4 protein-coding genes are annotated in these 12400 nt (G+C 69.4%); 1 reads left to right on the top strand and 3 read right to left on the bottom strand.

Going from position 1 to position 12400, the window contains the following annotated elements; all coding sequences use genetic code 11:
• Positions 1–5 precede the first annotated feature (5 nt).
• Entirely contained in the window at positions 6–440 is a 435-nt protein-coding gene (locus MILUP08_RS06750; protein WP_007455987.1) for a very short patch repair endonuclease, read from the top strand.
• On the opposite strand, the gene MILUP08_RS06745 is transcribed toward MILUP08_RS06750, so the two are convergent.
• The 3 genes from MILUP08_RS06745 to MILUP08_RS37260 are packed head-to-tail and all read right to left on the bottom strand — an operon-like array spanning position 430 to position 11675.
• A complete protein-coding gene (locus MILUP08_RS06745) occupies positions 430–2169 on the bottom strand; it encodes a hypothetical protein (RefSeq protein ID WP_007455985.1) in 1740 nt (579 codons plus the stop codon). The genes MILUP08_RS06750 and MILUP08_RS06745 overlap by 11 nt on opposite strands.
• A gap of 12 nt (positions 2170–2181) precedes the next feature.
• Positions 2182–5244: a helicase-related protein gene (locus tag MILUP08_RS06740; protein ID WP_007455983.1), complete on the bottom strand. Its 3063-nt coding sequence runs from the start codon at positions 5242–5244 to the stop codon at positions 2182–2184.
• Positions 5241–11675, bottom strand: coding sequence for a sigma-70 family RNA polymerase sigma factor (locus MILUP08_RS37260; protein WP_007455981.1), 6435 nt, complete (start codon positions 11673–11675; stop codon positions 5241–5243). Before MILUP08_RS37260 ends, MILUP08_RS06740 begins: the two co-directional genes overlap by 4 nt.
• Positions 11676–12400 lie beyond the last annotated feature (725 nt).

Below are 12400 nucleotides of genomic sequence, written 5' to 3'. Positions count from 1 at the left end.
GAGAGATGGACCGAAAGTCCACCTTGCCAAGGCCTCTGGACGCCGCGACCTCCGCCCGGTTCCGGCGAATGCCTCGTGCCTCCACGAAGCCCGAGCTGTCGCTGCGTCGTGAGCTTCACCGCCGCGGCCTTCGCTTCCGGGTGAACCATCCCGGCCTGCCCGGACGCCCCGACCTGGCCTTCACCCGGGCGAAGGTGGCGGTCTTCGTCGACGGCTGCTTCTGGCACCGCTGCCCCGAGCACGGCACCCTGCCTCGCAACAACCGGGACTGGTGGCAGCAAAAGCTCGACCGCAACGTGGCCCGCGACCGCGCCAAGGACCTTGCCCTAGCCGAGCTGGGCTGGCTGGCGCTGCACGTCTGGGAGCACGAGGCCACCGACGCCGCCGCCGACCGAGTGGAGGCCGAATGGCGGCGCCGGGTGCCTCCTGCTACGCCCTGACCGGCGTACGCAGGTATCCGTTGGTCCCAAAGAGCACCTTTCGATCCAGGAAACGGTTGAAGAACCGGCATGACGGCTCCCCCAGATGGACGCAAGCGCTGCACGCGCCACTGCCACGGGCACACCCAGGATCCAGTGGACAGCGGTGCTCTGCGTCGACGAACGCGTCGAGCAACTCGTCCAGGTTCGACTCGAACACCGCCTGCATGCCGCCAAGCACGAAGTCACCACGAGCGGCGGCGTAGACGAAGAAGCCCAGGTGACCGGGTACCAAATACTCGCTCAACGCGTCCCGCTCGATCCCCGAGAAGACGGCGGCCTGCCGAATGAACCTGTGGGCGTAGGTGTGCACCAGCTTGAGCAGGTCGGTGCCGGCGGACTCGACCGACGGGTCGTCACGCTTGGACGGCACCTGCACCTCCTGCAGGATCGCGACTCGCGCCGCAACCGCCCCGTCTCCGGAGGTCCATCCCGGCAACCGGTGCCCTCTCCCCACCAGCCAGGTGGCGACCCGTACCGGGTCCAGGCGGACCAGGAAGGCCTCCGTCTCGGCGAGGTTGCCGTAGAGCCGATAGCCGCCCTTCTTCCGGCGGAAGGGCACCAGCCGACACTTCGACGGGTCGTCCTCGCCCCGCGTGTAGCCGTACATCGCGTTCAGCACCGGGAACCGGTCGACGAGGTCCAGGCCGTCGATCCCGGCCCGGTCGAGCGCCGCCGGGTAGCGGTCTCGGTAACGCACGTCCAGGGCGTCACCGGGCGTCGCACTGCGCGGTGCCGTCGTCGGCGTGCGACTCTCCGCAAGCGCCATGGCGATGTCGACCGCTTCCCGCTCTGCTTCCTCGCGCCGTTCGCCCGAGAGCCCGTCGATCGGGTGGTCGCCGGCCTTCGCAAGTCCCCCCTGATCGGCAGCGCTCTTCGCGGCAACCTCCGCGATCTCCCGAGGAAGACCGGTACGCATGAGTTGCTCGATCAGTTCTTCGAGGGTCGGCGGTGAAACCACGTCGGCAGGCCGGGCCACCGCCAACCCATCGACCACCCAGACCAACGCCTTGCGAGCACCACCGGCGAGCTTGAGCCCCTCCCGGTGCTCGGGTCGCGGTGGATTGATCAACACCATGCCCCGCGGCGTGTAGACCATGCGGGCCTTGTGCACGTTCCAGCGGAGTTTGCCATTCCCGCATGCGCAGGGCTTGTTGAAGCCGAGCCCTTGCATGGTCTGTGCACTACAAACTGGGCAGACGAACGTGATGTCGGCAGCCTTGGCACTCTTGGGAATCACGACCTTGACGTCGTCGTGCGTCGGACACCTCTTGATGTATGGCTCGGCGATTGCGCCACACTCGTGGACGCCGACGAAGTGCAGCTGGCCCCACTTGTTGCGCTGGCCGCACTTGCACGGCCGGTCGATGGACTTTCCGATGCGCTTGCACGTCCGGCAGAGCCACACCTGCGGATACCGCTCGACGGTGACGCCGCGTCGCTCGTCGAGCTCGACCACTTCGACAGGAGCTTTCCGCATCAGGTCGTCGACAACGCCGCTGTCGAATTCCTTCGACCACGCGCTGACCTCATGAAGCAGGTGGCGTCGTACGAGATCGGTGTCGACCAGGATGGGACTGGGCGCGGACCACTCCGCGACCCGGTAGATGTCGCCGCGGAGGTCGACCGTCTGGTCGGGGAGGAAGGTACGCAGGATCTGGCTGCCGCTGCGGGATCCGAGGACCGTCATGTCGTCCGCCTGTCAGTCGTGGATGGGAGCGCTGGCCTCGACGTCTCGGAGGCTCGTCATCGGTGATCGGGGGCCCAGTTCGCTGACGAACGTGGCCTTGGTGGCAGGGTCTTCGAGATCGGCGAACCAAGCCTGCAGCCAATCGGCGATCTGTTCGCGATGCAGGGAGTCCTCCGCCCCGTCGAGGCCCAGGACCTTGGCCACTGCGGCTGCCTCGGCCGCGGGCGTCATCCCGGAATCACGCGCGTACTGGCGCAGCTTCGCCGGCGTGCTGAGCCGCTGCTTGCTGGCCGGCTCGCGGATCATCAACGTCCGTGCGCCCACGACGCCAGCCACGGTGAGGTCCAGGACCCGGCGACTGCGACGCGTGATCGGAATGGCGTCGACGAAGCGGTCGCCCTGCCGCACGTACTGCGTGAACTGCCGGAACGTCTGCGCATCGCGTTCCCGGCCGATCTTGTGCAGGACGTAGACCAGGCCAGGATGCCTACGACCGACCCGCGCCGTGGTCTGGATGAACTCGGCAGTCGTCAGCGGCAGGCCCAGCATCACCATGGTGTTCAGCCGGTCTACGTCGACACCGTGCGAGAGCATCGAACTGGCGGCCACCACGTGGATCCGCTCGGCGAAGTCCTCCTCCGGCTTCTCCAACCGGTCCAGGATGGCCCGGACGTCGTCGAACTCGGTCTGCCCGGTGAGCTGCTCGACGTTGATGCCCTCGACCGTGTTGTTGCTGCCAAGACTTCGCCCGGCAGCTTCCACGTCGTAGAGCGTCGAGCCGTAGACCACGTCGGTGCCGTAGAGGCTGACCAGCGTGTCCACGTACTTCCGGTCGATGCCGGCTTCGGCACACACGGTCGCAGGGTCGTCCTTGAGCTGGCGGACGCAGCGCTGCAAGGCGTCGAGCGTCCGGTCGCTGACGTGCTCCAACGTGACGCCACGGGGCGCGACGGCGACGAACCGCCGCAACGGCTTCTCCGTCGGGGTCGTCCAGAACGATTCACCCGCTCGCGGGCCCGGCTGCGGAAAGACCCGCCCCTCCCGCTGGTAGAGGACCTTGGTCTGGTGTTCGTATCCGGTCAACGTCGCGCTGCTCGCCACGATCTTCGCCCGAGTGCCACACAGCTCGAACTGGAGATGATCGAGCAGGCTCTCGTAGTGGGAATCGACCGCGCCGAGACTGTCCCGGAGCAGGTGCAACTCGTCCTGCAGCCGCAGTGACGGGCCGAACCGCTTGGCGTCCATGGGCAGCGGCCTGAGGGCCTTGCCGCCCTGGCAGTCCGGCACCAGACAGCCGTTGGGGCTCTTGGACCGCTCCGCGTACGTGAAGCCGTGCCATTCCACTGGGCAGAGCTTCTGTGGCGCCCCCACGAGGCCGCGCATCGCCTGCTGCAGACCGATCGATGCGGCCTTGTCGAGGGTGCCGACCACCACCGTCGGCAGGAACCTGAACACTTCCTGGTCAACGACGTACATCGGCAGGGCCTGCCCCTTCCAGGGGCAGCTCCGGTTCGTGCAGCGGTGGTCGAGCTTCCACCGCTGGCGGTCGAAGCGCATCTGGAGGTTCTCGTCCCGACAGAAGGGACAGTGCAACAGCACGCGGTACTTGTCCGGCATGCCTGGGCTGTCCGGGGTGATCTCGTCGGTCTCGGTCTTCGGCACGATCTTGTTGGGCGTTCCCGCGCGACCGACGAGGAACCCGAGACTGAAGGGTGCGCCCTTGACGCCCTCCTCCTGGCGCACCATCTCCGCGCCGGCCAGAGCGTCGGCGAACCGCTGGGTCTGCTGGAGGCTCAGTAACCGCAGCGGGAAGCGCGACCAGGCCGTCACTCCCAGGGCTTTGCCGGTGAGGCGGTCGAAGAACGCCGCCGTCAGGAGCAACCCCAGGTAGGTCTCCGTCTTGCCGCCACCGGTCGCGAACCAGACCGTGTCGACGTACCTCGCCTCGTCCTCCGGCTCGGCGAGGAAGCGGATGGCCGAGAGCAGGAAGCCGACCTGGAACGGCCGCCAGGTGGTATACCCGCGCCCCTCGGCGCTACGGGCGATCGCCTTGTTCATCAGCCGGAAGGAGCGGAGGATCTCAGGTCGGTCCCCTAGCAGCGTGAGACCGGCCCGGAGCCTATTCAGTTCCTCGAACACCTGCTCGGCAGACTCGTCGGCCTTGGCTCGCATGGTCAACGTCCAGCCCTCGGCGACTTGCCGAGCATCGAGAGCTGTCGAAGACCAATGGATGTGGTCGTACGCGTCGAGCGCATCGACCAAGGCTTGGAGCTGAGGGAGCGGGTCGGATGCGAGCCTCGTGAACGATAGATCCGGCTGCGGAGCTGCGCCACTCCAGTAGTCGGGACGGTAGGTCTGCACGCCCACGGTGTCCGACGTGCGGAACACGCCTGGTGCCACTACCTCGACGCCGACGTTCACTCCGTAGGCCGGCACCTTCCGGTCGTATCGGAAGCTGTCCGGTAGCGCCTCCAGCTCGAACGGCACGGTAGGAAGGCCAGAGACTTCGAGCTGCGTCTCGTACAGGTGGGAGTCGGTCAGGCCGGGCGCCTTCTCCGGGCTCGTGTTGACCAGCTGCACCACGACTTCGGTCTGCCGATGCCAGTCCTCCACGTCCACCCGCACCTCGGCGGAGAGACCGGGGGCACCCACCGCGGCGAATGCATCCCGGAGTTGCTTGCCGCCGAACGTTTCGCCCTCGCCGGAGACCAGGACCGACACGACCTCCTCGACGAGGTCCGTCCGCCACCAGCGCCGGTCGGGGTCCGGCCCGTCCTTCGGATCCTTCACCCACGCTCGCGCCCGGACGATCACCGTCATCGACCAGGGTGGCGCCGCCGCAGGGCGGAGCCGGATGGCGATCGCGCATGGGTCCAGACGCTCCGACCGATCGTCGGGGGCGTCCTTGCGCACCTCGTCCTCGCAGGCGAGACGGCCCAGCCAGAACGTGCCGGAGGGTGCCACCTCGAGACGGCTCAAACCGTCGCCACGGCCCGCCGCCACCACCCGCCGGTCGAGCCAGTCGACGAACGCCTCGCAGGCCTGCTCCAGAGACTGGTCCCCCACGCCGCTCATGACGCCTTCCTCCTCACGGGAACGCCGAACTCGCCGGCCTTCGAATCGTCGACCAGGTACGACCGCAACGCCACGGCCTCCTCGCTCTCCCGCAGCGTCGCCAACGACTTTCCTTGGATCTGCCTGATGCGTTCACGGGTGACGTTGAAGTGGGCACCGATGGCGTCCAACGTCTCCTCCTCGCCAGTTCCGAAACCAAACCTGCGTTCGAGGATGCGGACAGCCCGGTCCGGCAGAAGCGCGGCCAAAGCGCGGGCGACATCGGTACTGAACATGGCGTGGATGACGACCTCGGCAGGATCTGTCCGCCCATCGCGGTTGTCGTCGTCGAGCAGGATGTCCGACAGGCGTAGGTCGCCCTCCTCTCCGAGCAGCATGTCGATGCTGACCAGCGGGCGATCGAGATCGAGGATCGCCTGAACAGATCCGGGCTCAACGCCCGTCTCTTCGGAGATCTCCGCCAAGGTGGGCTCACGGTCGAGCTTCCACGTCAGTCTCGAGACCGCCCTGCGAACCTTCCGCGCCTTTTCGTGCAGGTGAACCGGGATGCGGATCGTTCTTCCTCGGTCTGCGACGCCCCGATCGATGCTCTGCCTGATCCACCAGGTCGCGTACGTCGAAAACTTGTTGCCCATCGATCCGTCGAACTTGTCGGCGGCCCGCATCAGGCCGATGTTGCCGTCCTGGATCCGGTCAGCGAACTCGACGCCGCTGCGGTCGTAGTGGCGCTGCTTGGCGATCGAGACCACCAATCGCAAGTTGGCGCAAACCAGCTCTGCATGTGCGCGCCTTCCGTCCGCTACGCGGCGTTCGAGACTCAAGCGGGCGCTCGGCGCCAGCTCTTTACCTCCAGCCTCCAACTCCTTCCGAGCAGCGACGCCTTGAGATATCAGCGACCACAGTTCGACCTCGCGCGACGCGCCGATGAGGGGGAGACGGCTAATTGCCCGCAGGTACTGGCCGACGGAGTCACCGTCATGTTCGTACCCCTTGGGCGCAGCCTGCTTCGGTCGAACGTCCGTCGACCGTGGAAGCTCGACGCCCGCGTCCTCCAGCAGGCTCAGCAATTCGCCGTGCTGCGCCGACGACAACTTCCGCTTCGTGGCCAGCAAGGCGACGTCGGCACGGCTCAGCTGACCGCTACGTACCCAGTCACCTAGGAGGTCGTCGAACGTCTGACTTACGACGTCATCGACCGCTCTCGCTGCTAAGCCCTGCGAGTCACCTCCGAACATCCATGCGAGGTCGTCGTCCGCCGGGCCATCGCTCTCGGCCTGTGCCGCCTCGACGTCCGATGCGTCGGCCTGGGCCTCCGAGAGTTCCGCCGGCTCGGAACTGCCCTCTGCACCATCCGCCGTTGAACCGTCGATGGACGGGCCCGTCGTAGCAGGCGGATCCTCCTGCGGTGCCGCGTGCGAGGGCTTTCGGAGCAGCGCGACCACCAGCGCATCGACCTGCCGGTTGGTCAACCGGTGCCGGGCAACGAAGTCGGCTACGACCGACTGCGCCGCTCGTGCACCACGCCGGTCGAGCATCGTGCGCAGCTCGTCCACCAACGGGTCCGTGACGAGTGGCGCTGCCTTCGTTGCGGTGACCCGCTGCGGCGAGGGCGTGACCACCATCGGTCCCCCGCTCAGCGGTGGAGGCTCCGCCACCACGTCGTTGGCCGGCATCTCCGCCTTCACCACGCGAGAGCAGGGCAGTTCGAGGACGGCGGCCTCGACCGGAGGATTGGCGGATGCTTCGGCGGTCGGGAGCGTCTCCGAGTCGGATGACGAGTCAGGTGCAGCCACTGCTTGCGGGGTAGGTCCTCCGCCCACCGTCTCCGTCTCGGACGGCGCATGGACCAACGTGGGCGACGGTGTGGACGGTAGCTGGTCGCGGAGAATCCCCACCGCTGCCGGGCGTGCAGAGAATTCGGCCGGTTCTGCCACGAGCGGAACGTCCCGCACCGGCGAGATCCTGCCTGCCACGGCTACGGCAGTGCTGCCCTGAGCGGCCCTCAAGGCCGCTTCGGGCGGCACCGGTGCGGACGACCACGAGGGTGCTGCCGGGCCGATGCGCGGACCGGGCAGTGCGGACCGCGCTCGGACGAGCGTGCCGCCCCCCGGGCCAGGCCGATGGGGTGGAGTCGGCGGCGCCGGCGGGTTAGGCGGAACGACGATACCCAGCTCGTCGATCCGCTGCCAGAGCGGCTCCATTGCCGCCTCCGGGTCCCGGCTGAACACACTCCCCCGGATCCGCACGAAGACGCAGTTGCCGACCCGCTCCAGCACCGCCTGCCGGCGCATGTCGCTCTCCCACTGCTCCGGCCCGTGGTAGGCGTCGCCGTCGCACTCGATGGCCAGCCGCCGGCCGTCGGGCGCCGGCAGGACGAAGTCGATCCGGTACCCGCCGATGCGGAACTGCGGCAGCGGCCGGTACCCGCGACGCAGGATACGGCGCAGCACTTCGCGTTCGAAGTCGCTGTCACAGCGCTTCTCCAGGTCGTCGTACGCCTCGTCGACGGGGCTGACGTTCTGGCAGTAGGTGAGCAGCAGCCCGCGGGCGTCGTCCTCGCGCAGGTCGGCCGGCTGCACTGAGTGGAACACCCACAGCTGGTCCCGGGCGCGGGAGGCGGCGACGTTGACCCGCCGGTGGTGGTCGCGCTTGGTGAAGGCGGAGACCGGGCCGTGATGCGGCTCGACGACCATCGACACGAGGACGACGTCCCGCTCGTCGCCCTGGAAGGTGTACGAGTCGCCGACGCGCAGCCGACGCCGTTCCATCTCCTCCTCGCCGACCTCCTCGCGGAGGCGGGTGAGCAGGTAGAGGGCCTGTCCGCTGGTGCTGAGCAGGCTGACCACCCCGATGCTGCGTCCCCCGTAGGCCGGGTCGGCGACGATCGCCGCGACCCGTGCGACGAGGGCTTCAGCCTCGGGGACGTTGACATCGCCGTAGCCGATGAGGCCTTGGCGGATGCCGTCGGGCACATGCACGGCGTTGACCGGGTCGCCGATGCCGGCGGGCCGGTCGGTGCGCAGCGGCTCGATCTCCCCGCCGTAGTACGTCTCACTGGAGAAGCCGATGATCGCCGGCACGGACCGGAAGTGCTCGGTCAGCAGGATGCGCTCCGGGGAGCGACGGACGGCGTGGTCGTACAGGCTGCTCTCCGGGTCGAAGTGCTCGGCGGACGGCACGTCGACCAGGTGCGAGTTGATCAGGCCGGTCACCGTGCCGACGAATGACAGCTGCGGTCCGATCTGCTGGTCGTCGCCAACCACGACGGCGCGCTCGGCGAGGCTCAGCACGGGCAGCGAGAACATGTCCGCCTGAGAGGCCTCGTCGACGATGACCACGTCGAAGTGCGCCCCGCCGGCGAACTGCTCGATGGCCCGGTCGACGGACATGACCCAGACCGGTACGGCGTCGACGGCGGCGCTCATGGCCCGCTGGGCGTGCGCCTGCCATTGGGCGGCGTTCTTGCCCGTACCCTTTCCGATCTTCCTCAGGGCGGTGGTCCAGTCGGCGAGCGCGGCCCGCCTGCGGTCGTCGAGGGCCTTGGAGACCTCCAGCCAGGAGGAGGCGACGACGAGTTCCTGGGTGAGTCGCCGGATGCGGTCCCGGGTCTGCTCGACCCGGCGCCCGAGCGAGACCGGGTCGAGGCTGCCCACGACGGTGTCGAACCAGGTCTGGGCGCGGCGCCACTGCCAGCGGTGCAGGCAGTCGCCGCCGCTGCCGGCGAGGGCGGACGCGGTGCCGGCGTCGATCTCGGCGGTCCAGGCGGGGGCGGCCGGGCGGAGCCGGTCGGCGAGCTGGGTGAACCGTTGCGCGTCGGGGCGCAGGCCGGCCAGGCGGCGTACCTCGTCGAGGATGCCGTCCCAGCCAGGCAGGTCGTCCTGCTGTCGGCTCTGGTCGAGCAGCCGCCACAGTTCGCTGGCGTCGCTGGTGGACATGCCGGCCTGGAGCAGGGCGCCCAGCTCGCGCTCCTCGGCGACGAGCCGGTCGTGGGTGAAGACGGTCGCGCACCGGGCGACCAGGTCGGTGAGCGCGGTCAGCCGGCGTACGTCGACCGCCGGCTCGACCCGGGGCACCAGTCGGCTGACGGTCGCGTGCAGGGCGGGCCAGCGGCGGCGGTCCCAGTCCAGGGCGGTCGCCGCGTCGCTGAGCAGTCGACCGGCCCAGAGTTCGGGCTGGTCGCCGGGTTCCTGCGGCAGGTTGAGCAGGTTCCGCCACTCGGTCCACCGGGTGGCAAGTTCCTGCCGCAACCGGAGACGGTTGACGTACGCGACGACGATTTCGACGTCGTCGGCGGTGCGCAGGACCTCACCGTCGATGCGGCAGTCCGCGGCGAGCTTGGCGAGGGTGCCCTGGAAGAACTTGTTGACGCCCTTGCCGGCGGCGAAGCGCTGGCGTAGGTCGCCGAGCTGTGCCAGCAGCCGGCGCGGTTCGGCGAGATGCGGGTCGGCGACGGTCACCCGGCGGCCAGCGACGACCCGGGTTGCCGTGGCGAGTTCAGCGAGCGCCCGCTGGCAGGCGGCGACGTGGTCCTCCCACATGGCCCGCCAGTTCGGGTCAGCCTGCAGGAGTTTGGCGAGGGTGTCCGTCCAGGCACCCTCCCGGGCGGTCAGCAGGGTGAGCGCCTCCCGCAGGTGCCCGGCGAGCTCGTCGAGGGCGGGCCGGCCGAACGCCCGTACCTCCGGCAGCACCACACCCGCGGCGGCGAGGCGGTCCAGCTCAGCACGGGTGGCGGCGAGTTCCCGCCGTGCCGCGAGAACGGCCGAGGCGGTCGGCAGCGCGGCCACCGTCGGCAGGTGCCGCAGCGCCTGCGTGCGGTCCTGACGGGCGGTACGACGGGCGATGTCGAGCAGGTCGGTGAACTCCTCGACGGTGAGCGGCGCGTCGAGGTCCGGTGGGATCTCGTCGGGGATGTCGCCGTACCGGTCGGCCCGGTCCCGCAGCCAGCTGCCGACGTCGCTCGGCGACAGCCGGATGCCGTCGATCTCGTACTGCGCGGACTCGTTCTCCGCCAGGGTGCGCAGCGCCCCGAGCGCCTGGCTGAGGTCCCGTTCGGCCTCCTCGAGCTGGCGGCGCAGCCGATCCACCCGCTGCTGCTCGCTGCGCTTGTCGAGGGTGGCGCCCCGGTCGGAGAGTTCCCGGGCGGCGAGCTGGAGCTGGACGAGCTGGTCGGTGGAGCGGCCGAGCACCGCCAGGCAGAGCGACTGGATCTCCTCGGGCAGGCCGTCCCGCAGGACCCGCAGCGGATCCTCCTTCTGCGCGACCACGAGCACCCGCTTTCCGTGCGCCATCAGGTGGCAGATCAGGTTGCGGATGGTGTGGGTCTTGCCGGTGCCGGGCGGACCCTGAACGGCCACGTTGCGGTGCTGGGCGAGCCGCCGGGCGATGGACTCCTGCGCCTCGTTGGTGGGCAGCGGCATGAGCAGCCGCTCCCCCAGCGGCGCCCACCGTGCCGGCTGGTCGTGCGGCATTTCCAGGCGGCTCGGCTCATGGGCGAGGATGGCGGCCAGCGCACCGATGCTCGCGGTATCGCCGCTGAGCAGGCGGGCGCGGAGTTCCTCGAGGAAGCGGCGCAACATCCGCTGCCGGGGCCGGACGAAGAGCACGCCGGTGTCGTGGACGTACGGGCCGACCGGAGCGGGTGCGTCGTCGGCCCGGACGGTCGGATCGAGCCCGAGGCGGCGCAGGGCCCGCTCGAGGAACTCCTGGCGGGCGAAGTCGTCCCAGACGTCGAGGTCGAGCTGCCCGCCGGAGCCGGCGAGCGCGAGCAGCTGGCTGAGGTACCGCTCGTCGAGGCCGGTCAGCGGGTCGGTCTGGAGCCGGCCGGCGCCCTGCGGCACCACCCGGATCGTCGACCGGTCGGCGTCGAACTCGATGGCGACCGGGGTCACGACGAGCGGGTACTGCACCCGGTTCCCGACCACGTCCGTGCGCAGGACACCGTGCCCCCACACCAGCTCGTGGGTGGCGGCGTTCATGTCGATGCGGTGCTTCAGGTCGAACAGGCTCCGGTGCAGCCTGCGGACCGCCTCGGTACGTCGGGCCTGCTCGGCCCAGGGCCGCCACTCCCGCTCCCGCCACTGCTCGAACCGGGTACGGAGGCGCTCAACCGTCTCCTCGTCGCCGGCCAGCCGCGGTTCGCTCTCGTACGACAGCGGCCCGGCGAGATACGGGCCGAACTCGGCGGGTGCCCGCAGCTGCTTCGGCGCGGGCGGCAGACCGACCCGCAACCAGCTGCTGCCGTCAGAGGAGACGCCCACCTGGCAGTCGGGGTGAGCCGGCAGGTCGTGCTGCCAGAACGCGTCCGCCTGCGGCACCGTCCGGGCCGGCTTCTCCATCTGGGCCCGCACGGCCATCAGATAGTCGACCAGGGAGGTGGCGCGGTCGAGGATCAGCGCCGGCGATTCCGTGGCGGACGGGGAGCGGGAAAGCATGCGGCACCTTTGGTTCTGCGGGTGGGACTGGCCCCGGTGACGAGTCTGGTCCGGCGTCAGCACACGTGATGCGGCACTCCCACCTCCCCACCGGCGGTGTCCGAAACACTACCTGCGGCACGCCAGCCAGCGGGACCCCAAGCATTCACCCGATCGGGCGGCCCCGTCGGCCCGCTCAAACCCTGTCAAGAACCTGCACAGGCAATATTGCCCGCAGCAACAATTGTCATCGAGCGGGTGCACCTGGCGCGAGCAGAGCGGACATACGCCGCGTTGCGCCGTCGCCTCGTCGGGGACAAGGCGCTCGGCCACGGCCGGCGCTCATCCGCAGCGCGACCAACGACCAGAACACCCGTCGACATGCCACTCGAGGCAGGTGGAGCGCCAGCGGCGCCAGGGGGACGTCCTCGGCCCGGCAGTCGAGCGGATACCGGCGGGGTCGGAAGGCCCGAGAGGACGCCTGGGGGCGGACGTACCAACGGGCGCGGGCCGCACCGCAACGACCGACGCCGGACCCCGACGTCGGCCCCAGTCGGCAGGGGGCCAGCCTCTCACAGGCTGATGGCCGCCGACCCATGGTCGGCGGCCACCAGTGTTCAAGCGGTGAATTGGGTTATTGGACGCCCACCCGCTGCTTGTTGTAGTTCGTGCCCTGACCGTCCGGCTTGTAGTTGCTCTCCACGTTGCCGGCGATGTCGATCGAGAACCAGTTGACGGGGGTGTCG

It is taken from the genome of Micromonospora lupini str. Lupac 08 (genome assembly GCF_000297395.2).
Classification (GTDB): Bacteria; Actinomycetota; Actinomycetes; order Mycobacteriales; family Micromonosporaceae; genus Micromonospora; species Micromonospora lupini.
Note: the sequence above shows the minus strand (reverse complement) of the source record. Positions and strands in the feature narration are given on the sequence as shown.